This window comes from Rhizobium jaguaris, assembly GCF_003627755.1.
Lineage (GTDB): Bacteria > Pseudomonadota > Alphaproteobacteria > Rhizobiales > Rhizobiaceae > Rhizobium > Rhizobium jaguaris.
Genome location: NZ_CP032694.1, coordinates 1,107,795 through 1,134,165 on the forward strand (window position 1 = coordinate 1,107,795; position 26,371 = coordinate 1,134,165).

Genomic DNA, 26,371 nt, shown 5'->3' on the forward strand with positions numbered 1-26,371 from the left:
GCAGTTGAGGATTGGGTGGCTGGAGGATTGCCGGTTTGGTTCCGATACAACTTAGGTCTCGGGAAACAAAATGATTTTGAAATCCTGGGCGCCATTCAGGATCTATAGAATTTTAGCATTATGGGCAATGCGACAGAGCTGCATCAACGAATTGGCACCGTCACGTGACGCGTTGGCAGGTTGGGCAATCGCGCACCAACATACATGGGAGCGCAATCACCACTCCACCCGAGGATGCTGAGCAGCTTAATTTTAAGGTTGTGGGAATTAAAGAATCTGTTTTACATGAGCGCTTGCTAATTGGCTTTAGGGGGATTTTGCCAATGGGGTGGACGCGCAGGGATATTTTGCTTGGTGGTTTGGTTTCACTTGGCACTGTGGCGGTCCTGAAACCGACATTCGCTGCGGCGTCTTCCTATTTTTCCGGCACCAGCGTCGACAATGGCGTGACGTTCCGAAGCACGAACTTTGCCAAGATCGACAGGAAGTGGCAGCGCCAGGTTGTCAAATATTTCAGCAGCGAGCCGATTGGCACCGTCGTTGTCGATACTACGCATCATTTTCTCTACCTGATCATGGAGAACAAGACTGCTATCCGCTATGGCGTCGGTGTCGGCCGCGAGGGCTTCAAATGGTATGGTCGCGCGACAATCGACCAGAAATCGCTCTGGCCGCGCTGGACGCCGCCACCGGAGATGCGGCAACGCCACCCCGAACTGCCTGAATACGTCGACGGGGGCGCTCCGACGAACCCACTTGGGCCGCGCGCCATGTATTTGCATCGCGATGGCGTCGATACCGGCTATCGTTTCCACGGTACTCTGGAGCCGGGCAGCATCGGCAAGGATGCCTCCAGCGGCTGCATTCGCATGTTCAACGAAGATGCCATCGATCTTTATCAGCGTTGCCCCATTGGCACTGCGGTGCAAGTACTGCCGCACATTGCCGACCAGGCTGAAAGTGCCGCCCGGCTAAGCCAAGCAACTCCGGTTCAATGAGGAATATACACTGATGTCTGCTTTGACCGGATATTCGAGGCTGCTTGTCGCCGCGGCCATGCTCCTGACGCTTGCCGCCTGCAGCACCACCACCGATATCGCCGAGGTGGAGGAACCGGCCGCGCCGCCGATGACCGGACAGACCAACGATCCAGCGCCCGGTTTCGAGAAGGTCGTTGTTGGCAGCGAACAGGACTTTATTCTGAATGTCGGCCGACGGACCTACTTCACGCAGGACTCGTCCACGCTCGATTCCGTCGCCAAGGCAACGTTGGATAAGCAGGCCATCTGGCTCAACAGCAACCCGCAGTGGCAAGTCAAGCTGCAAGGATTTGCCGACGATTCCGGGTCCGCGTCACAGATGGCGAGGCTGTCACAGACACGTGCGGATACGGTGATGGCCTATCTCGTCTCGAAGGGCGTGGATGCCAACCGTATGTGGGCCAAGGGATACGGCAACGACCGCGAGGTCCGCGACTGCACCAGCCGTTCCTGCAAGGTGCAGAACCGGCGCGTCGTCTCCAATCTGCGCACCCAGCGCGACTCGCTCTGATCGCGGGACTTCTGACGGGTGATTTCTGTCGACCACCCGTGATTTGGGTGTATTCCAGACCCGACGAAATGACGTTTTCTGGACGACCAACCCCGCACGGCATCCCCGGATTGCTTCTTCAAAATTGACGTTTACGTAAAAATCAACTAGCTATAAACATCATGCGGCCGATAGCCTGGGTGAGGTAGACTGTCGGCATCATCACCGCGGAGGAGAACACCATGTATAAGGCGCCGGTCGAGGAAATCGCGTTTACGCTGAAGCATGTCGCTGGCATGGGGCAGGCGATGGAAGAGGGGCGCCTCGGCGATCTCAGCGGTGATGTCGTCGACGCCGTCTTGACGGAGGCCGGCCGTTTCGCCGGCGACGTGATGGAACCGCTTGCAGCGATCGGCGATCGGCAGGGCGCGAAGCTTGTCGATGGCAAGGTGGTGTTGCCCGATGGCTGGGAGAAGCTCTATCGCGATTGGATTGCAGGCGGTTGGAACGGGCTGACTGCGCCGGAGGAGTTCGGCGGTCAGGGTCTGCCGCACATGTTGAATATCGCCACGTTGGAAATGTGGAACTCCGCTTCTATGGCCTTTGGTCTCGCGCCGACGCTGACCATGGGTGCCGTCGAGGCGCTGATCGCCCACGGCAGCGAAGACCTTAAGCGCAAATATCTGACAAAACTAGTCTCCGGCGAATGGACAGGCACGATGAACCTGACCGAGCCGCATGCCGGCTCCGACGTCGGGGCGTTGCGCACCCGCGCTGAACGCCGCGACGACGGCACCTATCGCCTGTTCGGCCAGAAGATTTTCATTACCTGGGGCGATCACGAGGCGGCGGAGAATATCGTCCATTTCGTGCTCGCCCGCCTTCCGGATGCGCCTGCCGGCACCCGCGGCATCTCCCTGTTCCTGGTGCCGAAATTCCTGGTCAATGACGACGGTTCGCTTGGCCCCCGCAACGATTATTTCGCGCATTCGCTGGAGCACAAACTCGGCATCCACGGCTCGCCGACCTGCACGATCATCTACGGCGACGGCAAATACGGGACAGAGAAGGGTGCTGTTGCCTGGCTCGTCGGGGAAGAGAACAAGGGTCTCGCCTGCATGTTCACGATGATGAACAATGCGCGCCTCGCAGTCGGCATCCAGGGGGTGGCAATTGCCGAAGCCGCCACGCAGAAAGCCATAGCCTATGCAAAGGAGCGCACGCAGGGCCGGGCGCCGGGTACGACAAGCGCAGGCATGAGCCCTATCATCGAACATCCCGACATTGCCCGCATGCTGCTGACGATGAAGGCGCTGACGCAGGGCTCGCGCGCCATCTGCTATGCCTGCGCAGAGGCTATCGACATGTCGCATCGCGATCCCGGCAGGGCGCGGCATTGGCAGGAGCGCGCCGCCCTGCTGACGCCGATCGCCAAGTCCTTCTCCACCGACGCCGGCGTCGATGTCGCCTCGCTTGGTATCCAAGTGCATGGCGGCATGGGTTTTATCGAGGAGACGGGCGCGGCCCGCCTGCTGCGCGACGCCCGCATCGCGCCGATCTATGAAGGCACGAACGGCATTCAGGCGATCGACCTCGTGACCCGTAAGCTAACAATTGCCGACGGGGAGCATCTGCGTGGCTTCACTCACGAGCTGCGCGAGATCGCCGATGCCGTTGCGAGATCCAATCTTGACGGTTTCGGTGAGACGGCTGAACGGCTCTACGCGGCTATCACCGATCTTGAAGCGGCAAGCGAATGGCTGCTCGTGCGCCAGGCGGAGGGCCGTATCGCGGAGGCTCTGGCGGGTGCCACGCCTTATCAGCGGCTTTTCGGTCTTGTGTTGACGGGCTGCTATCTCGCCAAGGGCGGTCTGGCCGACGTTGCGGACGGCGAGGGGGAAAAGCGCATCGCGCTCTGCCGTTTTGCCGCGGAAAACATGCTGGATGAAACCACCGCACTCACCGATCGCATCGTCGCCGGCGCTGCCAGCCTGGAAGCGGCGCGCATCGCTCTTGCCTAAGGACATGCACTTGACCGACCACATCCTGATCGAACGACCTGAGACAGCGCCTTATGTGCAGGTGATCCGCTTCAACCGGCCGGAAAAGAAAAATGCCTTCACCCGCGCGATGTATCAAACAATGACCGACGCTCTGCGGGCAGCGAATGAGGCCTCGGATATTCGCGTTACCGTTTTCCTCGGCAGCGAAGGCTGCTTTTCCGCCGGCAACGATATGGCCGATTTCCTGGCCTTCGCCATGAGCGGCACCATGGGCCGCGAGGTGCTGGATTTTCTAGGTGCGCTGGCGACGGCGAAAAAGCCCGTCGTCTCCGGCGTCGACGGCCTGGCGATCGGCATCGGCGCTACGATCCATCTCCATTGCGACCTGACGATCGCTTCCGACCGCAGCCTATTCAAAACGCCCTTCGTCGATCTCGCCCTAGTCCCCGAAGCTGCCTCCAGCCTGATCGCGCCGCGTCTCATGGGCCACCAGCGGGCCTTCGCTCTGCTCGCTCTCGGCGAGGGCTTTTCCGCCGCGGAGGCGAAAGATGCCGGCCTGATCTGGAAAGTCACCACTCCGGAAGCGCTTGAGGCCGAGACCCTGTCGCTCGCCGCCACACTTGCGACCAAACCGCCCGAGGCTTTGCGGATTGCGCGGGATCTGATGCGGGGCTCCACCGAGGATGTTCTCGCCCGCATCGATGAAGAGGCGAGGCACTTTGCGGCGCAGTTGAAGAGCGCGGAGGCTCGGGCCGCCTTTGAAGCGTTCATGAAACGGTGAGGGATATTCCTTTCCCTCATCCGCCCTCGTGGTTCGAGGGTCGCTGCGCGCCCACCTCACCATGAGGGCTAATCTCCCGGCCCTCCAAATTCGGCAAATCCCACACTCGTCCTGGCTTTGTCGAAGGAAAAGGGATCGAGATAACGACTATGCGATTCTCACTCCGCGCTCATTGCGAGGTGCGATGCCCGTAGCTTGTCGGAGGATGGTCTAGGAGGTTGCCCCCTCCGCCCTCATGGTGAGGAGGCCTGCAGGGCCGTCTCGAACCACGAGGGTCGGCCCCCTAGCTCGCGGCGGTCTCACTTTTCCAGCGCCGCCACCACCTCGACATGCGAGGTCCACAGGAACTGATCGATCGGCGTCACTCTTGTGATGCGGTAGCCGCTTTCGACCAGCAAGGCCAGATCGCGGGCAAGCGTCGACGGGTTGCAGGAGACGGCGACGATCTTCTTGACGGCGGAGCGAGCCAGTTCCTTGCTCTGGAACTCCGCTCCGGCGCGTGGCGGGTCGAAGACGACGGCGTCGTAGGCTTTCAACTCCTGCGCCATCAGTGGCCGGCGGAAAAGGTCGCGGCGTTCAGTGGTCACCGGTTTCAACCCCTGCGTATTGCGTGCCGCATGGTCGAGCGCTGCCAGCGGCTTGTCTTCGCCCTCGACCGCATGCACGCGACCGATACGCGCCAGGCGCAGCGTGAACGTGCCGCTGCCGGAGAAAAGATCGGCGATGCGCTTTGCCTTGCCGACATGGGCGGCGACCAGGTCGGCCATGGCATCTTCCGCCGGTTTTGTCGCCTGGGTGAAGGCGCCCGGTGGCGGCGAAACCTGCACGCCGCCGAAATCGATCATCGGCTTCATCGGTTCGACCAGGATCTCGCCATTCAATGAGACGCGGGCGATGCCGCGAAGGGCAAGAACGGTCTCGATGGCGCTGCGACGCTGCTTGTCGGACAGTTTTTTGATCTCATCGACGGCGATGTCGAGGCCGGAGAGCGTCTCCAGAACGGAAATGCGAAATGCCTCGGCATTGACGGCAAGCGCTGCCCCGACTGCCCTGATCGCCGGCAGCCGCGAGATGATCCCGGCCGACGCGATCGGACATTCGTGAATGGCAACGATATGGTGGCTTTCCGCCTGATTGAAGCCGATCAACATGTCCTTCTCGGTCTTGCGCGCGGCGAAGACGACACGCCGGCGCTCGCCTGGATGGGCGGCGATAAGCTCATCCACCTCCGGCGTCAGCCCCTTGGAACGCAATGCATCGACCACAAGCTGGCGCTTGAAGGCGCGATACGGCGCATCGGCATAGTGCTGGAGCGTGCAGCCACCGCAGGTGCCATTGACGCCATCAGGGCCGAAATGCCGACAGTGCGGCTCCTGCCGGTCGGGCGAGGCGGCCGCGATCGACATCAACGTGCCATGGCTCTTCACGCGAGCAATGGCAACGGTCTCGCCGGGCAGCGCGAAAGGCACATAAACCGGCCCGTCCGCGCTTTGCGCAATACCGTCGCCCTGGGCGCCGAGCTTCTGGATGGTGATGGTTTCGGTGCTCATGGCTTGGTTCCTGCGAGAAGAAATTCCTGGTTGCCGTCGCCACCCGCGATCGGCGAGGGGATGAGGCCGAGGCTGCGCCAGCCCATGTCCTCGATGAGCCAGCGTTGCAGTTCAGCGGCAACCGCCGGCGCGGAGGAGGGGTCTTTCAATAGGCCGGCCTTGCCGATCGCCTCGCGCCCGGCCTCGAATTGCGGCTTCACGAGCAGCGCACAGTGCGAACCCGGCTCTGCGAGTGCAAGGGCCGGTGCCAGCGCCAGCTTCAGCGAGATGAAGGAGACGTCGGAGACGATAAAGGTTATGGGCTTGCCAATATCCTCCGGCGTGAGATTGCGGGCGTTCAGCCCCTCGATATTGGTCACGCGTGGATCGGCTGATATGCGCGGATGCATCTGCCCATGGCCGACATCGATGGCGGTGACATGGGCAGCACCCCGCTGCAGCAGCACTTCGGTGAAACCGCCGGTCGAAGCGCCGACATCGAGACAGTGCTGGCCTCTGGGGTCGAGTTTGAAATGATCCAGCGCGGCCACCAGCTTCAGCGCGGCCCGCGATACATAGTCCTGAGCGGGATCATCGATCGCGATCTGAGCATCTTCTGAAAACAACGCTCCGGGTTTGCTCACCACTTTGCCGTCAACCGTCACCGTGCCGCGCTGAATGGCGTCGCGCGCCCGCGAGCGGCTGGCGAAAAGCGAGAGGGAGACGAGAAGTTGATCAAGGCGCTGTGGTTCGGACATAGGCTGTCCATGCCGGGCAATGATCTGTGTTGCAAGCGTTTTGTGTTGATGGGGCGAATGTCGGCGTTGACGCTATGCAGTATCCGACCATAATCGCCGCAAAACCGGCGGTAGATGGGGCTCGAATGCGCGGGGTTTGCGGCTATGCAACGGTTCTGGCGATGTTTGCCGCGCCGGCCTTGGCGAATGATACCATGGCTGAACTCAAGACTGGTGGTCTCGCCTATGTCCGCACCGGCGATATCAGCATGGATGACGAAAAGCTCTTCGTTTCGCCGACCGAGGTGAAGGTCGACTATATCTTTGAGAACACCTCGGACAAGGATGTCGAAAGCGTCGTCGCCTTTCCGATGCCGGATGTTCAGGGCGACATCGACAGCATGGTCGCCATCGCCGACGTCGACGCCGATAATTTCCTCGATTTCACTGTCGCGCAGGACGGCAAGCCGATCACGCCGACTTTGCAGCAGAGCGTCACCGTCGCCGGTATCGACATGACGGCGCAGCTAAGGGCGCACAACATTCCGCTGCTGCCGCTCAGCAAAGCGACGCTGGACGCGGTTGCGAAGTTGCCGCCCGATGTGCTCGAGGACTGGACGGCTCGCGGCCTCACCGCTGACGACGAATACGACAATGACGGCCAGGGCATGAAGCATCATCCGACGCCGATGTGGACCCTGCATACAACCTATTGGTGGCGTACCAAATTTCCGGCCAAGACCAAGATCAGCGTGCAGCATCGCTACAAACCGAGCGTCGGTGGCACGGTCGCCATCACCTTTGCCGGCGACGACGATTACAAGAGAGAGCAGCTCAAGACGTATCAAAGCAAATATTGCATCGACGACGCCTTTCTCAAAACTGCCACCAAGCTGTCTGCCGCTGCCGACAAAGGCGGGCGAACCTATACCGAAAGCTGGATTTCCTATGTGCTCAGCACTGGTGCCAACTGGTCCGGCCCGATCAAGCATTTCCAACTGACGGTCGATAAGGGCAACCCGGATAACTATGTCAGTTTCTGCGGCACTGGCGTCAAGAAAACCGGTCCAACGACCTTTCAGATGACCGCAGAGGATTTTTATCCCGAACACGATCTGGACATTCTGATCCTCAACGCGGCATCTCAGAATTAGGGTATCGCGGCACTTTTTGCACTGCACAAAATTAAGTGATTTTAAAGTTGTGGCGTCTAGTTATGCATACGATTGCGATTATCTGTGTCGGGAATAATCGCCTGCCATGACGGCTTCGCCCCCTTTGCGCCCAATCATGCCGTTTCTCTGAATTTTCGAACATCCGGCCGCGCTCCTCCCAGCAGGCTCGTCGATGTTTACCAGGACCAGCGCTCAGGAGGCGCTCGCCCATGTTTGCGAAAAACCTTTCTTTGAATGGCAAACTCGCCATCACCTTTGCCGCACTCATCGCTATTTTCGCCTGCGTTTCCGCCTTCGTCTACGCCAAGGAAGACGTATCCTCACAGGCCGCCGCCGAGCAGGTCAAGTCGCAGCAGCTCGTCAATCTGATCGACGATTCCCTGCAAGCCATGCTGGAGCAGGCCGTCAACCTGCGCGGTTTCCTGCTGCTGCGCAGCGACAGCACCTATGGCGATGTCGGCAACAATCGCGAGCGCATGCTGAAAAGCATCGCTGCCGCCAAGGCGGTTGCCGCCGATGAGCCGGACTTGCTCTCGGCAATCGACGGTATGCAGAGAGCAGCCGACCTCTATTTCCATCAGCTTGCCGAGCCGCAGATGAAGGCGCGCAAGGAAACCGAGATGCCGCTCGATCAGATCGTCAAGATCGGCCAGAACGAGACCAAGGGCCAGCTCGACGGTTTCCGTGAGGCGGCATCCAAGATCAAACATGCTGCCCGCGACAAGGCCGATGCCTTGGCCGCCACCCAGGACGATGCCAATAGCGACCTGCGTCTGACACTGATTGCCGGCGGTATCATCGCCTCATTGGCCGCAGCCGTGCTTGCCTGGCTGCTCGCACGCACGATTGTCCGCCCGATCGTCGGCATGACTGCCGCCATGGCCCGCCTCGCCAGCGGCGAACACGACATCGACGTGCCGGCCATCGGCCGCGGCGACGAAGTCGGCCGGATGGCCGATGCCGTCCTCGTCTTCAAGGATGCGGCGATCGAGAAGTTGCGTCTTTCCGGCGAGACCGAGCGCATGCGCGGCGACGCCGAGCGTCAGCGCCAAATGAGCGACGAGCAGAGGGCTCGCGAAGAGGGCGAAATCCGCTTCGCAATGGACGCATTGGCCAGCGGGCTTTCCGCCCTTGCCTCCGGCAATATCGCCGCGCGTCTCGACCGCGCCTTTGCACCGCAGTTCGACAATGTTCGCGCCGACTTCAACAATGCCGTCGAAAAGCTGGAGGCCGCCCTGCAGTCGGTCGGCCGCAACGCATCGGCGATCAATGCAGGCGCCGGCGAAATTCGCTCGGCCGCCGACGATCTTGCCCGCCGCACCGAGCAGCAGGCGGCCGCCGTCGAAGAGACCGCAGCAGCCCTCGAACAGGTGACGACGACGGTTCGCGATTCGGCCAAACGCGCCGAAGATGTCGGCCATCTCGTCGAACGCGCCCGCCTCGGCGCCGAAAAGTCCGGCGAAGTGGTGCGTAACGCAGTCTCCGCCATGCAGCAAATCGAAAAGTCCTCGGGCGAGATCAGCAACATCATCAGCGTCATCGACGACATCGCCTTCCAGACCAACCTTCTGGCGCTGAACGCCGGCGTCGAAGCTGCCCGCGCCGGTGACGCGGGCAAAGGTTTCGCCGTCGTTGCCCAGGAGGTCCGAGAGCTGGCACAGCGTTCAGCCAACGCCGCCAAGGAGATCAAGGCGCTGATCACCACCTCGAGCGATCAGGTCAATACCGGCGTGTCGTTGGTCGGCGAGACCGGCAAGGCGCTGGAACTGATTGTTTCCGAAGTGCAGGAGATCAATCGCCACGTCGGCGCCATTGTCACCGCCACCCGTGAACAGTCGACGGGCCTGCAGGAAATCAACACCGCCGTCAACAATATGGACCAGGGCACACAGCAGAATGCCGCCATGGTCGAGGAACAGACGGCGGCCAGCCATGCGCTCGCCCGCGAGGCCGCTTCCCTCAACGACCTGCTGCGTCAATTCAAGCTGAGCGATGCACCGCAGGCGGCTCTCGCACGGCCGGCAATGGCAACGGCGCGTTCAAAGCCCGCCGCTTCTCCGGCACGGGCTCTGGGCCGCACGGTCGCCAAGGCCTTCGGCGGCGGCAAGGCAGCGGCTGCTGTGATCGCTCAGGACGAATGGGAAGAATTCTGATGCGTCCTTGGCCCTCTCCCATGGGGAGGGCCATTGCACCGAGGTTTAGCCGTCAGTGCCGTTCAGGTGTAGCGCAAAGCCGGTCGCACCCGGATCGCCAAGCTCGGTGCGGAGCTGCATGCTGGGGATCAGGTAGTCACCGCCATTCTGCTGCCGATAGGGGATGGGCGGGGTGGTCTCGATCGTCCGCATCCGCTCGCGCAGGCGCTCCGTTGCCGATTGAAAGCCGGCCTCGTCGAAACGATCGACTCTGTAGACCACGAAGGGCGGAAGCACCTCGTAACCCGGATAATAAAGGATGCCGTGATTGATCGGGAATAGCAGATCGTCGATCGGTCCGTTGATTCCACGCGGGGTATAATGCTCTTCCCAGCCTCCGGCTGTTACGATCAGCATTGCGCGCTTTCCAGCGAGAGTTCCCTCGCCGTAGCGATCACCCCATCGATTGTCGCTGTGTTCACCCACTCCATAGGCAAAGCCATAGGCGAATACCCGGTCGACCCAACCCTTGAGGATAGCCGGCATGGTGAACCACCAGAGGGGGAACTGCAGAATCAGCATATCGGCCCACAGCAGCTTTTCGATCTCGGCCTTGACATCCTCCGTCAGCGCATTGGCTTCGAATGCCTTTTTGGAAGCTGCGCCCGGTATAAGCTGAGCATCCGGCGTCAGCCACGGAAAGTCGGCGCGATCGATCTCGGATTTCCAGCCGTTGGCATAAAGGTCCGACACGCGCACCTCATGGCCCTGGGACTCGAGCTCCTTGACTGCGACGTCGCGGAGCGCCCCGTTGAGCGAGCGCGGTTCGGGATGGGCATAGACAAGTAGAACTTTCATGGGTCGTTAATCCTGGTTGGTAGGTCGACCCTCAAGCTAGTCAGCTGAATCGGAAATTCGTGTCATAAGCTGTTGTCGACCTTCTGACAGAAGCGTTTGACGGCGGCGAGAATGTCGTCTGCCGATTTGGTCCACCGATACGGCTTGGGATTTTCGTTGTGGCGCTCGATGAAGCTTTTGATGTCGGCTTCGAGTTGAGCTGTCGAAGTATGGACGCCACGATGTAATTGCTTGCGGGTTAATTCCGCAAACCAGCGTTCGACTTGGTTGATCCATGAAGCCGAGGTTGGGGTGAAGTGCACGTGGTAGCGTGGCCGCCGCAGCAGCCAGTTCTTGATCGATGCAGTTTTGTGCGTTGCATAGTTGTCCATCACGATATGCACGTCCAAATCGGGCGGCACATTCGCATCGATCTGCTTCAGGAAGTCGAGGAACTCGGTGGCCCGATGCCGCTTGTAGCATTTGCCGATGACAAAGCCGGAGGCGACATCCAGAGCTGCAAACAACGTCGTTGTGCCGTGGCGAACATAAGAATGGGTACGCCGTTCAGGCACGCCAGGCATCATCGGCAGGACTGGCTGCTCGCGATCGAGTGCCTGGATTTGGCTCTTCTCGTCCACACTGAGAACCAGCGCCCGATTGGGAGGCGACAGATAAAGACCGACGATGTCGCGGACCTTATCGACGAACAGGGGATCGCTGGACAGCTTGAACGTCTCAGTGCGATGCGGCTGCAGGCCGAAGGCGTTCCATATCCGGCGGATCGTCGTGTGCGAAAAGCCGGCGGCTCCTGCCATCGAGCGGATCGACCAGTGGGTCGCATCGCTTGGCGTAGAACGCAGCGTGCGCTCGATCACAGCAGCAATCTGATCATCGTCGATCGTTCGGGGCCGGCCAGGGCGAACTTCGTCGAGCAGGCCATCGAGCCGATCTTTAAGAAAGCGCCGTCGCCATTTGCCAACCGTATGTTCATGTACACCAAGTTCGCTCGCAACGGTCTTGCTCGCAATCCCGTCGGCGCAGCGAAGAATGATCCGGCACCGCTCAGACATGGAACGAGCAACGCGATGTTTACGAACCTGCCGCTCTAGATATTCCCGCTCCGCCTCGCTCAAAATCAGGGGTGCCGTCGGTCGGCCAGTCGCATTTGCCATTGCTCAACCTCCCATGAAGAGGCCAAGCGTACAATGTAATGAACTTCTGTTCCAGGTGACTAGATAGTGCAGGCATATTCCGCTACATGTAGGGAATGCATAAGATTATGCCGAATAATGGATAAGTCGGACGTCACCCTCGAGCGCATGCGCACCTTCGTTCGTGTTGCCGAACGCGGGAGCCTGTCGGCGGTTGCGCGCGAGCTCGGTGTCGGCCAGTCGACGGTCACGCGGCATTTGCGGGAGCTGGAGGAAGCCATCGGCGTGCCTCTGCTCAGCAGAACCACTCGGCGTGTGACAATGACCGACGAGGGCAGCCGTTATTATGCCAACAGCATTCAGATCCTGCGCCTTGTCGAGCAGGCCGGCGATGAGGCGCGGGGCACACGCGGCGCGGTGGCCGGCACGATCCGGATATCCTGCACGGCGGCTTTCGGGGTCTTGCATGTCAGCCGGCTGATCTTTGCGTTTCAGGACCTCTATCCCGACATCGGGGTCGACCTTAGCCTCACCGACGAGCGGGTCGACCTCGTGCGCGAGGGCGTCGATGTCGCACTGCGCCTAGGCCCGCTCACCGACAGTTCGATGAAACTGCGAGCACTTGGCTACTCCCGGCGTTTGCTTGTCGCCGCACCGGATTATCTGGCGCAACGGGGGAGACCGGCTGGCCGGCAGGACCTTTCCGGCCATGAGGGCATCCGCATGTCGAACGTTGCCGGCAGCGATGTCCTGAGCTTGCGAGGGCCGGACGGCGAGCACCACGCTGTCCCATTCGCAGGACGGTTTCGGGTCGATCATGGCCTTGCCGCGCGCGAAGCCCTTGTTGCTGGGCGCGGCATCGCGCCCGCCCATCAATGGCTTGTCGATGATCTCCTGGCGGCCGGTCGGCTGGAGGCGATCCTGCCGGACTATTCGCCGCCGCCCGTTCCGCTGAGCATGTTGATTGTCCCGGAGCGCGCGGGCATTGCACGGGTCCGGCTGCTGGTCGACTTTCTCGTCGGGCAGATTGGCCTCATCCCGGGGATCGAAAAGCCGCGGCCGGAGCGCTAGCCGTGGCCAAACAGCATGTCCTTCAGCCGATTCGGCCTCATTGGAACCTCCGCCCGGCGACCTTTCGTTGCGGGGAAGGCGATACCATTGTCGCTGCGACCTGGCGCAATATGCTGGCTTGATCATCCGCGCCGCCGGTTTCGCCGCTCAGCTGGAACTGGGCAATCAGCTCCTTCATGCGGCTTGCCTCCGCTGCCAAGGTGGCGCTTGCGGCATTGGTTTCTTCAACCATCGCTGCGTTCTGCTGGGTGACCTGATCCATTTGATTGACCGCCGTATTCACCTCGGAAAGACCGGTCGATTGTTCCTTCGAAGAGGTGGCGATCGCGTCCATGTGCTGGTTGATCGTCACCACCAGCTCCTCGATCGTCTTGAGGACCTCACCGGTCTCGCGGACGAGCTTCACCCCGCTTTCGACCTCGATCGAGGAATTGCGGATCAAATCCTTGATCTGTTTTGCCGCCTGCGCCGAGCGTTGCGCCAGTTCGCGAACCTCCTGGGCGACGACTGCAAAACCCTTGCCCGCTTCGCCGGCGCGGGCTGCTTCGACGCCTGCGTTCAGGGCGAGAAGGTTGGTCTGGAAAGCAATCTCATCGATGACGCCGATGATGCTGGAAATCTGGTTGGATGATTGTTCGATCTTCTGCATTGCATCGACGGCGTCCGCGACCACGCTGCCTGATTGTGCAGCACTTTCGTTGGCTTGAATGGCGACATGGCGGGCTTCATCGGCGCGCTTGGACGAGTTCGAGACGTTTACGGTGATCTGATCGAGCGCCGCTGCGGTTTCCTCAAGAGAGGCGGCCTGCTGTTCCGTACGCTTGGAAAGATCCTGTGCGCCCTGACTGATTTCCTGCGTCCCGCCGTCAATGGCATTGGCTGATTGAGCGACAGCGCCAAGGGTCTTCCCGAGCTGAGCGACGGCGGCGTTGAGATCATGCCGCAGCGATTCAAAATCCGGTGCGAAAGGCTCGGAAAGCTGGAACGTCAGGTCGCCAGCGGCAAGGCGACGAAGGCCGGCGGCGAGGCCTGCAGTTGCTTCATTGAGGCGTTCTTGAGCGGCCGCTTCGGCCTCGGTGGTCAGGCGAACGCGGTCGGCTTCCGCCTTGGTGCGGTTGGCCTCCGCATCCGCTTCCAGCTGCTGGTTTGCGATGGCGGCCTGCCGGAATATTTCCACGGCGTTGGCCATTTCGCCGATTTCGTCTCTACGCTCCCTATCGGATATCTCCGATGCGGTGTCGCCGCCTGCCAGACCGCGCATCGCCTTGGTGATCCGGACGATCGGATTGGCGATTCCGGCAATCCCGAAATAGGACGCGCCGCAGACCAGCAGGGCGCTGATGCCGAGAATGGTGTAAATGAGCGTCAGAGTCCGCGAATATTCATCCTGGCCTTCGGCGATGCCGGCATCGGCGGCATCCTGGTTGAATTTCACCAGGATATCCACGTCGTCGGCCAGGGCGTCGGCGACCGGTCCCAGATCGTTGTCGAATGCATCGATCGCTTCCTTCGTCTTCCCGGCCTTTGTCAGCGCTATCACCTTCTGGCCCTCATTGATGTATTTCGCCGAGGAGGCATCCATCTCATTGAACGCTTTGCGCTCGGTATCCGAATTGACCAGCTCCTGATAGGCAAGAACAGTCTTTCTGAGCTTGGCCTCGCGTTCCTTAATCTTCGCCTCCAGCGCGCCGATGTCGCCAGACGTCCTCCCCATGGCGAAATCGCTGTAGGAGCCACGAAGAGAGTAGCGGGCAAGCTGGATGTCCTTGGCCCTCGATATGCCCGGCTGGATGCTGGTCGCAAGACTTTCGGTATTCTCGTTGAACGTCTCAAGACCGTTCAGTGCGACGTAGCCGGTGACAGCAAAGAGGATCGCAAAAACGGCAAAAATGCCGGTCATAGCGGTCTTTATGTTGGGACGTTTCATCGAGAACCTCATGGGAAGGAGACGTCGCGCAGGGACGTTCATTTCAAATCTTGCAGGGGAAATTATTGGCGGCTTCATGCGGCCAAAAAGGACAGTCTGTGCCGCAGATCGGCAGCAGTTAACCCAAATCATGATGTCCATTATTTAAATTAGGCTTAAAGCCTTCATATATGAAAGATGCATCATAAGCGCTGTACAATCGCCTTGGCTGCATCTCGTGCGTGCGTGGGGCGCAGTCCGATGCCGCATTCGGGTACCACCTTGCGGCTCCGATCCTCATGTAGGATACTCTAAATCTAGCCATGCAATAGCCGCCAAGGGCACTGCTAAGAAATTGCATGACTAGGCCAGACGGAATCTGGGAGGATTCATGGTCGAGATATTTTCGAAGCGCGACGGTCCGCGCCGGGAGGATGTGCAGGTCAAGCGGCTCATAGAGCAGAACCGGGGTGTCATCACCAAGCTTGCGGATCAACTGAGCAACGGACGCTACTCGGAACTGAGAAAACCGAGGCCGAAACCGCAAGCGGAAGGCCTGATCATTCATATCGGCGACAGCCATAAGCCCGAACCTCATCCCGAACCGAGAGTGAGAGTGACCGCCAACGGCCGTGTGGTCGCCGTGGACATTGAATCGGGGCGGCAGCTAGCGCACTTCGGCGACATACGGGATCGAAAAGGCACAAAGGTCTTCATACTCGCAACCAGTGCGAACGGCTTCATCGCTCCCCTGGAGGATGACTTGGTCCGGCTGTTGGCGGATGTCGACGGCGTCGCGATCGGATCGTCCTACTCGAATACGGAGCTGGCCTCCGATATCGGCCAAAGGATCGACATTCTTCCCGAGATGTGACGGCGGCAGGCCGCGTTTTTCTCCAACTTGAGTGCGGGGTGCACGCATGAAGCAAGGTTCGCATACGGCGGGAAGCCCGAACCCTTCTCGATCACCACATGTCGGCGAGCTGATGGCTGCCGATGCGGCGTTTCACTCGACTTACGATGAACTGATAACGATGCGGGCCTGGGAAAGCCTGCTGGAAGGACGGCTCGAACCGGCCCGTTCCTATCTGCCTGTCAGGTCGACGATCGGCGATTCCTGGTATCGCTGCGCGAATGGCGGCATCGATGCGCAGCGTAACGAAGCACCGCTGGAAACCGACAAGGATGTCGTGGAAGCGCTGGCCAGAGGCAGCTCCGAGTTGCTTGTAGCCGCCAAGCGTCCGTTTTCCGCCATCGGCAGGATGCTCAACGGCACCGGCGCGATGCTGGTTCTCGCCGACGGCGACGGTGTGCTGATCGATGTCATGGGCGACAAGAAGACCATCTACGACGGAATGGACATTCATCTCGGTATAGGTGGCAAGTGGACTGAGGACGTTGTCGGCACCAACGGCATCGGCACGGCTCTCTGGACTGGCGAACCGGTCTTCGTTCACGCCGCCGAGCATTTCTGCGCCGGCATCAAGACCTGGACCTGTGCCGGTGCTCCGATCCGCGATCCCTTTGATGGCAAGGTGATCGGCGTCGTCGACCTTTCCGGCCATCCCGACATTTTCCGGCCGCACAATATCGCGCTGGTGGCGGCCGCGGCCCGCGAAATCGAACGGGCGTTGTCGGACTCGCAGAATGAGGAACGCATCCGCCTGCTCGAAGCCTTCATCGCATCGGCAAGCCATCACCATTCCAGCGACGGCGTCATGATCATCGACCGACAGGGCCGCGCGGTCTATAGCAACAATGTACCGATCACCGAGAAGAAGCGCTTTGGCGACACCCTGCAGGGTGGCGGTAGCTGTCGGCTGCCGGAGCTGACGAACTCCGGCTTTCTCGACAACATCGCGAACGCCCTCCCGCGGGACATGCGATCCTGCCACGTCCGGCCGCTGGAGTTCGACGGACATGTCCGCGGCGCGGCGCTGGTCTTTCCGAAAACCCCAAGCAGCAAGACATCCCGGATCGGCGGCAGCGAGACGTCTCAGCGGTTGAAGGAAGCGCGCGCGCAGATCGTCGGCGAAAGCGACGTGCTTCTCGCCGCCATCGATGTCGCCTGCAGGGTCGCCGAGACGAAAGACGTGACCTCGCTGCTGATCGAAGGCGAGACCGGCGTGGGCAAGGAGCTTTTCGCCAGGCTCATCCATGCTGGCGGCGGGAATTCAGCGGCCAACCCCTTCATCGCGTTCAACTGCGGCGCGATCACCAAGGAACTGTTCGGCAGCGAGCTGTTTGGCCATGTCAACGGTGCCTTCACAGGAGCATCCCGCGAGGGCAAGGCCGGTGTATTCGAGCGCGCCAACGGCGGTGTCCTCAGCCTGGATGAGATCGGCGAGATGCCTTTGGACATCCAGCCCTTCCTTTTGCGGGTGCTGGAGGAGCGCGTCGTCCACCGTCTGGGCGACAGCCAGGCGCGGCCGGTCGATGTCAGGCTCGTCGCCTCCACCAACCGGGACCTGAAGGCGGAGGTCGGCGCCGGCCGTTTCCGCAGAGACCTGTTCTATCGGATCAGCACCGTATCCATCCGCATTCCGGCACTGCGGGAACGCGGCGGCGACAGCCTGCTGCTGCTTGACCATTTCAACCGGCGGCTGGCGGCACGCAAGGAGATAGAGCCGTTGCATTTCTCGAACGAAGCCCTTGATGCGCTCCTCGCCTACCACTGGCCCGGCAACGTCCGCGAATTGCGCAATCTCGTGGAGCGCCTGCATCTGCTCACCCGAAACGGCTTCATCGATATTGACGATCTGCCCGCCGATGTCACCGAACTGTCTGCCGATCCTCCTGCACTGCTGGAAACGCCGATCGCCAAAGCAGCAATGGACACCCCCGTTGTCAGTTTCGAAGAGGCAGAACGGCAGGCGATCAGGAACGCGCTCGCGGCCGAAGGTGGCAATCTTAGCAAGGTGGCGCAGCGGCTCGGCATATCGCGGCCGACGCTCTATAGGAAGCTCGAGCAGTTCGGCATTCGCCGCAGCTTCGTGTGACTGCCCACGAAAAAGTCCCATCCAACATCGGACGTGCAAAACCCCCCATGGCATTCGTGTCATGGGGTTTTTCCTGGCTCGATGAACTTCACATGCGTTTCGGTTCCATCCGTCACCAGCCATTCTTCCCTCGATCGCCGCAAATGTTCTTCTTTCGGCGATCGAGGGCATAGCTTGCGGCCGCTACGGACGACCGAGTTTCTCGGCTCCGCCACCGAGCGCAGGTCCTGCCGTGGGATCTTCGTCCTCGGCGAGATCGCCAATCAGCGTCTCGGTCGTCAGGATGAGCTTGGCGACTGAGGCCGCGTTCTGAAGCGCGGTATAGGTGACCCGCACCGGGTCGATGATCCCGGCTTCGATCATGTTCTGGTATTTGCCGGTTGAGGCATCGTAGCCATAGCCGCCATTGACGCGGGTGACTTCAGATACGACGGCATCGGGATCGCCGGCGGCATTGGTGGCAATTCTCCAGAGCGGGCGGGCAAGCACGGACTGTACAAGCCGGACGCCTTCGCCCACCTCTGGCGTCGCAGACTTGATCACCGCATCGAGCACAGGAGCGATCTGTGCGAGTGCAGAACCGCCGCCGGCGACCACCCCTTCTTCGGCCGCCGCGCGAACTGCATGCAGTGCGTCTTCGATCAACTGGATCGTCCGTTTCTGTTCGACGGGCGTGACGCCGCCCGCATAGAGCACCGCGGTGCCGCCGGAGAGCTTGGCCAGCCGTTCGCGCAACTTGTCCTGCTCGATATTCGGCGGCGCCAGCTCATACTGGCGTTGTACCTGGGCACGGCGCGCTTCGATGACTGCGTGATCGCCGCCGCCGCCAACGATCGTCGTTTGGGTCGAGCTGGTTTTGACGCGCTCGGCCGATCCGAGATCTTCCGCCGTTATGGCTTCCAATCGGCCTCCGAGATCGCGGGCGATCACCCGCCCGCCGGTCAGGATCGCCAGATCCTCCATCATCGCCTTTCGCCAGTGGCCGTATTCCGGCGGATGAACGATCAGATATTTTCCCGGGCCATGCCTGCCAAGCAGGGTTACGACCACTTCGGGCGACACTTCCTCGGCGACGATCAGCAGCGGCCGGCCGGCCTTTTCGGCAATGGCGCGCGCAGCATCCAACGCCGCCGGCTCCTTGATCTTCAGGTCCGTCAGCAGGATGAGGGGCCGGTCGAGCACAGCCTCCATCTTCTCCTGATCCGTGACCATGTGGTGTGAAAGATAGCCCCGGTCGAAGGACATGCCTTCGACAACATGCAGCGTGGTTTCGGTCGTGACGCTGAAGTCGGTGGTGATGACCCCGTCGGCGCCGACCTTTTCGTAGGCTTCCGCAACCAGCGCGCCGAGTTTCGTGTCCGTGGCGGCGATATTGGCGACAGCGGCCAGCGTGCCGTTGCCTCTGGCAGGTTTGGCGGTGGCTTTCAGCGCTTCGATCACTTTGCCGACCGCGAGGTCGATGCCCTTGCACAGGTCAACCGATTTCGCCCCGCGTTCACTCGCTTCGATACCCTTTTGCACCAGGGCATTGGCAAGGACGATTGCGGTCGTCGTGCCGTCGCCGGCGATTTCGTTGGTCTGCATGGAGACCTCGCGGACCACCTGCGCGCCCATGTTTTCGAAACGGTCATGCAATTCGATTTCGGAGGCGATACTGACGCCGTCACGCGTCACCATGGGCGTTCCGAGGGGGCGATCGATCATCGCGTTCATCCCCTTCGGGCCAAGGGTCGGCTCCACGGCCGCGGCCAACTGGCTGACCCCGCGGGCAAGGGCGCGACGGGCTTCGGAATTGTGTAACATCACTTTAGGCATGACTCCTCCTTCCGCCTGACGGGCGGCTTGTTGGTTTGGGGCCTTATGCTGAGAAGGCCGTTGCTTTGGTCGCTTAAGGCCGGCCTTCAGCTACGCGTCGAACAGCCGACCATCTGCCGCGCGGGAACCCGATCCAGGATGAAATCGACCAGAGTCGGCTCACCTTCGATCATCTCGACTTCCTTGTAGCGCGTCTGTTTCAGCCCGCGGCAAAGCGCGCCGTTGAACTCCATATTGATCCGCACGCTGCGCAGGTCGGCGAGATAAAGAGTGAGAGCCTCCGCCTCGATCCGCTTTCCATCCCAGCAAACAACAGCCGCATCTTGCGACTGCAGGCGACCTTGCCGCCGCTCCTGCAGAGCCTCCCGATAACGGGCTCTTCCTTTCGCCGCTTCATCGCTGTCGGCGGCGAGGGTGTCGAAGCCATCCACCGTCATGGCGACGATTTCGGCATCCGACAGGCCTATGCGTCTGAATCCGAGGATCACCGTTTCCTGGCGGCGTTTGAAAGCCTTCTGCTTGAATTTCCCCCGCAGCGCTTCGAGGTCCGTGTCCTCGGCGAGTGATCCGAAAATCTCGGCGAACGTCTTTCCCTCGGAAACGCCTAGGTTCACCTCCTCCGCGAACATGTGATCGTGAAGAGTAATCCGATAGGCCGGTGACCATGACAGGCTCTCCAATGCCGTCCTGACGTCGTCCAGCATGAGGAACGCAAAATTCGGGGAACACCAATAGGTCGGCAGCCGGAAGTCGATGTCGACATGACCATCGGCCGCGATCTCGGCCTTCTCGACGAAGCCCATCTCTGTGACCGGCTCATCCAATTCGGGGTCGTTGACCCCTTCCAGGCGCCGCCAGAGTTCCCCCTGGCGGCTTTCGAGTTGGTCTAGGGAGGTCATTCCGGCTACTCCGCGGCGATGCTGATGGGTGATCCAGCAAGCGCCGACTTCTTTGCGGCGACGTCGATGTTGTAGAGCCGTGCGGCGTTCAGGCCGAGGATCTTTTCCTTGATCTCGGGCGTGAGGTCTACGCCGCGCTCCTTCTTGATGTCATCAGGCAGTTCGAAGGCCCAGAGTTTCTCGACCAGCCAGCGCGGCGTCCAGATCGCGTAGTCGGAGCCGAAGAGGATCTTTTCCGGACCGATCCAGAACAGAAGTTCGGAGATCACCTCGGCGAAATAGCGCGGCCGCGAATGGATGAAGGGAAGCGCCACGGCCAGGCCGCCATAGACATTCGTCTCCTGCACGCCGATCCAACAGAAATCGTCGAGGCGCGGCAGGCCGCAATGTTCGACGATCCAGTTGAGGTTTTGGAAATCGGTCGCAGCATAATCGACGTCATGCACGTCGAAGGCGTCCTTGTTCAGCGGTATGATCGTAGGGCCTTTGTGGACATGGATGTTCTTGATCCCGAGCTTTTCGCAGAGTTCGAAGCAGCGATAGGCCTCGGGGTCGTTCAACTTCCATCCTTTGGAGGCGCCGTTCCATTCGGCCGTGTACATCTTCACGCCCTGGATATTGTAGGTCTCCTTCATGTAGTGGATGTATTCGAGCGCCTTTTCCCCATCGCGCGGATCGAACGAGCCGTTGACGATGAAGCGCTCCGGATACCGCTTCGCCATCTCCGCATTGCGCTCGATCGTGTTGAAGCCGTTCTTGTAGAAATCCTTGAGATAGGTCGACTGAACGATCGCAACATCATCCGGACCGTCGATGAAAAGGTCGCGGTAAAGATCATCGGCGCTGTATTTTTCGAACTTGCTCTTGTCCCAAAGCTCCTCCTTCGGGCTCAGCGCGGTGTGATAGGCATAAAAGCATTCGACGAATTGCTTGCCGTGGACGTTGCGCTGGTTCTCCGGGCTTCCGTCCCAGAAGTGCGTATGGCCGTCGACGACAAAAATTTCCTTGCCTTCGGGTGTCAGGTACATGGTGGTCTCCTCTCAAATTTTTACCGTTTCGTCATGGCGCGCACCTCCGCGCGCGCCACTCTCGCCCGACGTCAGATGTATTCGAAGACCTCGTCCATGTTGCCGAACAGGATAACGGTGTTGTCATCGATGCGGACCATGCGGCCATAGTGAGTGGACGTGTTGACCTCGAATATCTCGGCGGTCATTTCGCGGCCGAGATATTCGCTGATCTCGTCCATCTTGAAGATCAGCTTGCCGTTACCGTCGATGCGGATCAGGGCTGGCTGGTAGGTGACGATCACACCGGGCTTCTGGCTCATGAACTCGGCGATGGCGCGCGCCTCGACGGAGTCGTTCATGGTGACGCCGCACTGGTGGGAAATCGTCTGCTCGAAGGTGATATCCTTCATCGACTTGAAGATGTTGTCGTGCGAAGTATCGCGTGCAACGGTTGACATGGAAAAAGCTCCCTTCGATTAACGCTTGAGTTCGAGTTCGCCGAGGATCTTGCCGAGGCGTTCTTGTGACTGGGCCTGGACGTCGGCGAACGAAACCGGCTTGGAGTGCGGCATCGACCAGATCGGCTGCAGACCGAGCGCGGCCTTGTCTGCAAGCTCGCCATGCTTTTTGATCCAGCTCTGGAAAAGCTTGCGGTTGGCCGTCCCGTGAGACGGATCGTTGGCAAGCAGGTAGACCAGGTCGATCGTGTTAGCGAGATTGCGCTCGTAATCGGCCTCGGCGGCGGAAATCACCGGTGGAGTGACGAAGTCATGATTTGCCGCAGCCGCCTGCATGAGGAAGCCTGAGCGGAAGAGTTCGCCGACCAACGGCTCGAACACGATGTTGATGGCAAAATACTGCTCGAGATAGTCGGCCGTACCCATGATCGTTTCGACGGCCTTGCGCGTATCCTGCCAGACGCCGTCCTCGAGCCAATGCTTCTTGCCAAGCTCGTCATCCCAACCCGGGATGTCCATGCCGATCTCGGCGAGGTAAAGCGTGATGTCCTGGGCAAGGCGAAGCTTGTAGGACGAGTTGGTCAGCGTGGCGTTGTTGATCATCTGCGTGTAGCCGTAGCGCTGCGCCTGCATCAACGACGTCCCCAGTCCGAATTCGACGTGTTTCCACGCGCCGAGATGCGCTTGCAAGATTTTGATCCAGGCCTTGTCGAAAGCCTTTGGCGCGCCGGCGCGGCGTGCGTTGGCAATCACGCTCTGCACCATGGTCTCGATCTTCGACTGGCGCTGATAGTGCGTGCGTTCCCATTCCTGGTCCGGCGCGCGGAAAGCATGCCAGTTGGAGCTTTTGGCGGCTGTGTTGTCCTTGACGTATGCGCCCTTGCCGTCGGCAAAGGAAATGATCCAATTCTGGATGAGATAGCGTTCGGGATCCGGCTGGACGTCGACAGTGACATCCTCGTAGTGGGTGGCCCGCTGGCCCTTCGGATCGAAGTAGCGGTATTTGCGGCTGTTGGAATCGGCAAAGATCGCCGCTCCGGCGGCACCTGACCCGACTGAACTCGATAATGCTGGCATAGTTCTCGCTCCCATGTTGCGTTGCGATGTTGCTGTTCGGTCTCCGTCCAGCCTTAATGCCCGGGCGTTCCTCCTCCGGACGAAGTGGTGAATTTGTCAAAGAAGATGCGTTCGGATTCGAAGCCGTTCATGAAAAGGACCGGCTGCAGAGCATCGATCATCGGCGGAGGGCCGCAGGCATAGACGTCGCCATTGCCGTCCAGCGCCAGCTCCTTGAGCTTGGCGTCGACGCTTTCGTGAACGAAGCCGCGCTCGCCCGTCCAGCCGCTATCCTCGGCGGCGTGCGAAAGCACCGGAATGAAAGTGACCTCCGGGTGCCGAGCGACGAGCTCGTCGATCCTGTCGAGATGGAACAGATCCTCGCTAGTTCTCGCGCCGTAGAAAAAATAGACCGGCCGTGTTTCGCCGCTGAGGAGATGATCGTTGAGGATCGACCAGACCGGCGACATGCCGGATCCCGCGCCGACCAGAACTAGAGGTCCTTCTCGATTTTCGCGCCGGAAACAGGTTCCGTAAGGTCCGACGACGGTAACGGCGACACCGAGCTCGATTCCTCCGGAATCGAGCTCTCCGGAGAATTTTCCCTGGGGGTATTTTTTGATGATGAACGAGAGTTCTTGGGTTTCGCGCGGCGTATTTGCCATGGAGAACGAGCGCGTAATCGTCTCCCCATCTTTCGTGGTGACTGTGATGTCGACATACTGCCCCGCCCAGAACTTGATTGGCGAACCGAGCTCGATTTCGATGCCGCGAATGTCATGGGTCAGCTTTTCGATCTTCGTAATCCGGCCCGTATAGCTTTTGACCGCGATCGATTTTGCGAGAACTTCCTCATCGTAATTCAGAAGTTCAACCTCCATGTCCGAATAGGCAATCGTCCGGCAGAGCAGGATGTGTCCGGAATCCCTCTCCATATCGTTGAGCGCGAAGGTCGAATATTTCAGCAGGTCGACTTCGCCGTCGAGCAGCACGCATTTGCAGGCGGAACATTGTCCTTCCTTGCAGCCATGGGGCAGGGCAATGCCCTGGCGGAAGGCAGCGTTCAGAACCGTTTCGCCGTTTTCCACCTCGAATTCGACGCCAACTGGCTCCAGCCGCACCGTATGAACCGGTTGATCTAATTTTTGCGCATTGGCCATTTGCAACTCCCAATTCCTCACCGCTCCGCCTCGTGAAAGGAGAACGGCCTCTTCCCGGAATGTGGCGGAGGCCTTCGCAGCCTCCGCCGTATCGGCGCCTTAGTTGAACGGCGTGATGGTGAAGCCAGCACGGTATTCGGCGAGGTGCTGCTCGCGCTCGGTCGGCGACATCTGGCGCAGCAGCGTCAATGGAGACTGCAGCGTGTGGCCGCGGACATCGTCGAGCGTCCACATGTCTTTGCCGTCGAAACGCAGATGCGGCTGCGGGATGAGCGTCTTGCCATCGGAACGGACGAAGTTGAGGTCCTTGATCGCGTCGGCGAGATCCCAGCCGTGATAGAGCGACTCCCACTCGCGCTTGCCGCTGAAGCGGCCCATCGCGGGTGTCGGCCGGCCCTGGTATTCATCGGCAAACGCCTCGACGGCGGTCCAGCGGTCCAGTTCATGCGCGAAGGTATGAAGCTGACCGTCGATCTCGTCGGTGACGATGTCTTCACGAATGACCGCCGGAACGAGGCAGCTCCAGCAGCGATGCGGATAGACGTAGCCGACCTCTTCGTTGAAGGTGATGATCTTCTCGCCGCGATGGCTGAGCTTGTCATACCATTTCCAGAAGTCGCCGAACTCTGCATACCAGCCCGGATATTTCTGTTCGAACCACTCGAAATCGGCCTCGCGCTGGGCTTCGATACGCCAGAAGTTCACTGGCCAGCCGACAGCGAAGAACTGGGCTACTTTGTGGACATAGTTCTTCTTGGTGATGCGGTTCCAGGCTTCGTGAACGTCGTCGTGGTGAACCTTGATGCCGTATTTTTCGAGGGGCAGCATGTAGGTGCGGTAGTAGTCCTCGAAAATCCAGCGGTGCCACATTTCCGCATAGGATTCCTTGTTCTTGTCGCGATTGGTGGTGCCGTATTCGATGAATGTGCCGATAGCGGCGTCGACGATCGCGTGGTTCTGCCAGAAGGCGTAGCGCAGGTCACGCTCCAGCAGCAGATGGTTTTCCGGCTCCTTCAGCGCGGCCATCAGCAGAGAGTGGCCGTTGCCGATGTGGCGGCTTTCGTCGGACTGAACCGACAGGAAGACGGTCGGCAGGGCATAGTCGCCATTGCGGGCGGCCTCCGACGGCATTGCGACGAACAGCGTGTTGGTGAATGCGGTCTCCGCAACGACGGTCAGGTACAGGCACGCGGAGGTCATCACGTCGCCGGTGATGAAGCCCTCGCCGAACTGACGTCCGATCGTCGTGGCATAGCACTTGCCGAAGGCTTCTTCGGTGATGTCGAAGCCGGCGGGATCGATGTAGTTTTCCATGTACCATTTTTTCAGGTTCATCTGGATCGTCGAGTGACGGAACTCGTCGACCATCTGCATGGTGAAGCCGGTACGCAGGTCTTCACCGGGAGCGATACGCGCGACCATCGCCATCGAGCGGGCCGCCGAGATTTCCGGGAAGGGGATGATCGCGAGGAAGAGCTTCATCCACTCGACCCAGCGCGGCTCCACGTTGCGGAACATGTCGCCGCGCAGGGCGGCATCGAGAGCGCCGTAAACGCGATTGTCCTTTTCTTCCTGCATGGGGAAGTAGGAACGCAGAACCTGCTTCATCGGATCGCGCGGCGCCTTGGTGATCTTGTAATCCGTCGGAAACGTCATCGCTTCCTGGACGTAGGTGGGATTCCAACCGAGGTCGGAAATCTTCTTGGTTGCCTCACCGACGGAAATACCGCGCTGTGAGGTAATCTTGTTCAGCGTCAAAGACGACATCGTCATTAGCCTCCACTATCTAACTATCTGCCGCAGGCCCCTCCGGCCTCGGCTGGAACGGCGCGCAAAGCACCGCGAGCGAAAATTGAAACGGCAAGACAAAGCTGCGCCTGGGCGCGTCCCGAAGTCCGGCCATTCAAGTGGATTATGGCAAAGGTATTCCGGAGGAACACTGGACGACTTCCGTCCAGGCATCTTCGCTAGTTCCTCCTCCGCTCCTTCGTTCTTCTAGCGTCGCTGTGAGCGCGATGGCTTCTTATGACGGAATTAATGCAAAGGCCGTGCCAAGCCAGAAATAGGCTTGTTTATCGCATCTGGAACAAGGGAAATGGAGATCAGTGTAACGTTATTT

21 protein-coding genes are annotated in these 26,371 nt (G+C 60.2%); 9 read left to right on the top strand and 12 right to left on the bottom strand.

Translation table 11 applies throughout. The annotated features are described in order from the left end of the window. Positions 1 to 323 precede the first annotated feature (323 nt). From CCGE525_RS05355 to CCGE525_RS05370, 4 genes are all read left to right on the top strand, one after another. Positions 324 to 998, top strand: a complete 675-nt coding sequence (locus CCGE525_RS05355) for a L,D-transpeptidase (protein WP_120703382.1) — start codon at positions 324 to 326, stop codon at positions 996 to 998. A 13-nt stretch (positions 999 to 1,011) separates the two neighbouring features. Continuing rightward, a complete protein-coding gene (locus CCGE525_RS05360; RefSeq protein ID WP_120703383.1) occupies positions 1,012 to 1,551 on the top strand; it encodes an OmpA family protein in 540 nt (179 codons plus the stop codon). Between the two features lie 221 nt (positions 1,552 to 1,772). Next, entirely contained in the window at positions 1,773 to 3,551 is a 1,779-nt protein-coding gene (locus CCGE525_RS05365; RefSeq protein WP_120703384.1) for an acyl-CoA dehydrogenase family protein, read from the top strand. Positions 3,552 to 3,561: 10 nt separating this feature from the next. Beyond that, on the top strand, positions 3,562 to 4,314 hold the full coding sequence (locus CCGE525_RS05370; protein ID WP_120706266.1) for a crotonase/enoyl-CoA hydratase family protein: 753 nt from the start codon (positions 3,562 to 3,564) through the stop codon (positions 4,312 to 4,314). Positions 4,315 to 4,613: 299 nt separating this feature from the next. On the opposite strand, the gene CCGE525_RS05375 is transcribed toward CCGE525_RS05370, so the two are convergent. Beyond that, positions 4,614 to 5,864, bottom strand: coding sequence for a class I SAM-dependent RNA methyltransferase (locus CCGE525_RS05375; protein ID WP_120703385.1), 1,251 nt, complete (start codon positions 5,862 to 5,864; stop codon positions 4,614 to 4,616). Next, positions 5,861 to 6,601 (bottom strand): TlyA family RNA methyltransferase, encoded by a 741-nt coding sequence (locus CCGE525_RS05380; RefSeq protein ID WP_120703386.1) that lies wholly within the window; start codon positions 6,599 to 6,601, stop codon positions 5,861 to 5,863. Before CCGE525_RS05380 ends, CCGE525_RS05375 begins: the two co-directional genes overlap by 4 nt. 125 nt (positions 6,602 to 6,726) lie before the next feature. Here CCGE525_RS05380 and CCGE525_RS05385 point away from each other — a divergent pair, with 125 nt between their 5' ends. Further along, on the top strand, positions 6,727 to 7,734 hold the full coding sequence (locus CCGE525_RS05385; RefSeq protein ID WP_120703387.1) for a DUF4424 domain-containing protein: 1,008 nt from the start codon (positions 6,727 to 6,729) through the stop codon (positions 7,732 to 7,734). A gap of 230 nt (positions 7,735 to 7,964) precedes the next feature. After that, positions 7,965 to 9,908: a methyl-accepting chemotaxis protein gene (locus tag CCGE525_RS05390; RefSeq protein WP_120703388.1), complete on the top strand. Its 1,944-nt coding sequence runs from the start codon at positions 7,965 to 7,967 to the stop codon at positions 9,906 to 9,908. Positions 9,909 to 9,953: 45 nt separating this feature from the next. Here CCGE525_RS05390 and CCGE525_RS05395 read toward each other — a convergent pair whose 3' ends face one another. Both CCGE525_RS05395 and CCGE525_RS05400 read right to left on the bottom strand, forming a co-directional pair. Beyond that, positions 9,954 to 10,745 carry an NAD(P)H-dependent oxidoreductase gene (locus CCGE525_RS05395; protein WP_120703389.1) on the bottom strand — a complete coding sequence of 264 codons (792 nt, stop codon included), beginning with the start codon at positions 10,743 to 10,745 and terminating at the stop codon, positions 9,954 to 9,956. Between the two features lie 62 nt (positions 10,746 to 10,807). Beyond that, on the bottom strand, positions 10,808 to 11,899 hold the full coding sequence (locus tag CCGE525_RS05400) for an IS630 family transposase (protein WP_120703390.1): 1,092 nt from the start codon (positions 11,897 to 11,899) through the stop codon (positions 10,808 to 10,810). Between the two features lie 117 nt (positions 11,900 to 12,016). Here CCGE525_RS05400 and CCGE525_RS05405 point away from each other — a divergent pair, with 117 nt between their 5' ends. Continuing rightward, a complete protein-coding gene (locus CCGE525_RS05405; RefSeq protein ID WP_120703391.1) occupies positions 12,017 to 12,949 on the top strand; it encodes a LysR family transcriptional regulator in 933 nt (310 codons plus the stop codon). Between the two features lie 37 nt (positions 12,950 to 12,986). On the opposite strand, the gene CCGE525_RS05410 is transcribed toward CCGE525_RS05405, so the two are convergent. After that, complete coding sequence (locus CCGE525_RS05410) at positions 12,987 to 14,876, bottom strand: methyl-accepting chemotaxis protein (protein ID WP_120703392.1); 1,890 nt, start codon at positions 14,874 to 14,876, stop codon at positions 12,987 to 12,989. A gap of 370 nt (positions 14,877 to 15,246) precedes the next feature. Here CCGE525_RS05410 and CCGE525_RS05415 point away from each other — a divergent pair, with 370 nt between their 5' ends. Beyond that, on the top strand, positions 15,247 to 15,729 hold the full coding sequence (locus tag CCGE525_RS05415; RefSeq protein ID WP_120703393.1) for a hypothetical protein: 483 nt from the start codon (positions 15,247 to 15,249) through the stop codon (positions 15,727 to 15,729). A 46-nt stretch (positions 15,730 to 15,775) separates the two neighbouring features. Then, the gene (locus CCGE525_RS05420; protein ID WP_205587429.1) at positions 15,776 to 17,854 is read left to right on the top strand and encodes a sigma-54-dependent Fis family transcriptional regulator; all 2,079 of its coding nucleotides are present in this window, start codon (positions 15,776 to 15,778) and stop codon (positions 17,852 to 17,854) included. Between the two features lie 183 nt (positions 17,855 to 18,037). On the opposite strand, the gene groEL is transcribed toward CCGE525_RS05420, so the two are convergent. From groEL to CCGE525_RS05455, 7 genes are all read right to left on the bottom strand, one after another. Next, a complete protein-coding gene (groEL, locus tag CCGE525_RS05425; protein WP_120703394.1) occupies positions 18,038 to 19,669 on the bottom strand; it encodes a molecular chaperone GroEL in 1,632 nt (543 codons plus the stop codon). An 86-nt stretch (positions 19,670 to 19,755) separates the two neighbouring features. Beyond that, positions 19,756 to 20,568, bottom strand: coding sequence for an iron-sulfur cluster assembly protein (locus tag CCGE525_RS05430; protein WP_120703395.1), 813 nt, complete (start codon positions 20,566 to 20,568; stop codon positions 19,756 to 19,758). 5 nt (positions 20,569 to 20,573) lie between these two features. After that, complete coding sequence (locus CCGE525_RS05435) at positions 20,574 to 21,596, bottom strand: amidohydrolase family protein (RefSeq protein WP_120703396.1); 1,023 nt, start codon at positions 21,594 to 21,596, stop codon at positions 20,574 to 20,576. 71 nt (positions 21,597 to 21,667) lie between these two features. Continuing rightward, complete coding sequence (locus tag CCGE525_RS05440) at positions 21,668 to 22,036, bottom strand: MmoB/DmpM family protein (RefSeq protein ID WP_120703397.1); 369 nt, start codon at positions 22,034 to 22,036, stop codon at positions 21,668 to 21,670. Positions 22,037 to 22,054: 18 nt separating this feature from the next. Next, a complete protein-coding gene (locus tag CCGE525_RS05445; RefSeq protein ID WP_120703398.1) occupies positions 22,055 to 23,113 on the bottom strand; it encodes an aromatic/alkene monooxygenase hydroxylase subunit beta in 1,059 nt (352 codons plus the stop codon). 53 nt (positions 23,114 to 23,166) lie between these two features. After that, positions 23,167 to 24,252 carry an NADH:ubiquinone reductase (Na(+)-transporting) subunit F gene (locus CCGE525_RS05450; RefSeq protein WP_120703399.1) on the bottom strand — a complete coding sequence of 362 codons (1,086 nt, stop codon included), beginning with the start codon at positions 24,250 to 24,252 and terminating at the stop codon, positions 23,167 to 23,169. A 99-nt stretch (positions 24,253 to 24,351) separates the two neighbouring features. Beyond that, positions 24,352 to 26,025: an aromatic/alkene/methane monooxygenase hydroxylase/oxygenase subunit alpha gene (locus CCGE525_RS05455; RefSeq protein ID WP_205587430.1), complete on the bottom strand. Its 1,674-nt coding sequence runs from the start codon at positions 26,023 to 26,025 to the stop codon at positions 24,352 to 24,354. Between the last annotated feature and the right edge of the window lie 346 nt (positions 26,026 to 26,371).

Excerpts from the sequence above, each read along its gene's own strand:
- CCGE525_RS05355 (WP_120703382.1), top strand. The coding sequence starts at position 324 with ATGGGGTGGACGCGCAGGGATATTTTGCTTGGTGGTTTGGTTTCACTT.
- CCGE525_RS05360 (WP_120703383.1), top strand. The coding sequence starts at position 1,012 with ATGTCTGCTTTGACCGGATATTCGAGGCTGCTTGTCGCCGCGGCCATG.
- CCGE525_RS05365 (WP_120703384.1), top strand. The coding sequence starts at position 1,773 with ATGTATAAGGCGCCGGTCGAGGAAATCGCGTTTACGCTGAAGCATGTC.
- CCGE525_RS05375 (WP_120703385.1), bottom strand. The coding sequence starts at position 5,864 with ATGAGCACCGAAACCATCACCATCCAGAAGCTCGGCGCCCAGGGCGAC.
- CCGE525_RS05380 (WP_120703386.1), bottom strand. The coding sequence starts at position 6,601 with ATGTCCGAACCACAGCGCCTTGATCAACTTCTCGTCTCCCTCTCGCTT.
- CCGE525_RS05385 (WP_120703387.1), top strand. The coding sequence starts at position 6,727 with ATGCGCGGGGTTTGCGGCTATGCAACGGTTCTGGCGATGTTTGCCGCG.
- CCGE525_RS05390 (WP_120703388.1), top strand. The coding sequence starts at position 7,965 with ATGTTTGCGAAAAACCTTTCTTTGAATGGCAAACTCGCCATCACCTTT.
- CCGE525_RS05395 (WP_120703389.1), bottom strand. The coding sequence starts at position 10,745 with ATGAAAGTTCTACTTGTCTATGCCCATCCCGAACCGCGCTCGCTCAAC.
- CCGE525_RS05400 (WP_120703390.1), bottom strand. The coding sequence starts at position 11,899 with ATGGCAAATGCGACTGGCCGACCGACGGCACCCCTGATTTTGAGCGAG.
- CCGE525_RS05405 (WP_120703391.1), top strand. The coding sequence starts at position 12,017 with ATGGATAAGTCGGACGTCACCCTCGAGCGCATGCGCACCTTCGTTCGT.
- CCGE525_RS05410 (WP_120703392.1), bottom strand. The coding sequence starts at position 14,876 with ATGAAACGTCCCAACATAAAGACCGCTATGACCGGCATTTTTGCCGTT.
- CCGE525_RS05415 (WP_120703393.1), top strand. The coding sequence starts at position 15,247 with ATGGTCGAGATATTTTCGAAGCGCGACGGTCCGCGCCGGGAGGATGTG.
- CCGE525_RS05420 (WP_205587429.1), top strand. The coding sequence starts at position 15,776 with ATGAAGCAAGGTTCGCATACGGCGGGAAGCCCGAACCCTTCTCGATCA.
- groEL (WP_120703394.1), bottom strand. The coding sequence starts at position 19,669 with ATGCCTAAAGTGATGTTACACAATTCCGAAGCCCGTCGCGCCCTTGCC.
- CCGE525_RS05430 (WP_120703395.1), bottom strand. The coding sequence starts at position 20,568 with ATGACCTCCCTAGACCAACTCGAAAGCCGCCAGGGGGAACTCTGGCGG.
- CCGE525_RS05435 (WP_120703396.1), bottom strand. The coding sequence starts at position 21,596 with ATGTACCTGACACCCGAAGGCAAGGAAATTTTTGTCGTCGACGGCCAT.
- CCGE525_RS05440 (WP_120703397.1), bottom strand. The coding sequence starts at position 22,036 with ATGTCAACCGTTGCACGCGATACTTCGCACGACAACATCTTCAAGTCG.
- CCGE525_RS05445 (WP_120703398.1), bottom strand. The coding sequence starts at position 23,113 with ATGCCAGCATTATCGAGTTCAGTCGGGTCAGGTGCCGCCGGAGCGGCG.
- CCGE525_RS05450 (WP_120703399.1), bottom strand. The coding sequence starts at position 24,252 with ATGGCCAATGCGCAAAAATTAGATCAACCGGTTCATACGGTGCGGCTG.
- CCGE525_RS05455 (WP_205587430.1), bottom strand. The coding sequence starts at position 26,025 with ATGACGATGTCGTCTTTGACGCTGAACAAGATTACCTCACAGCGCGGT.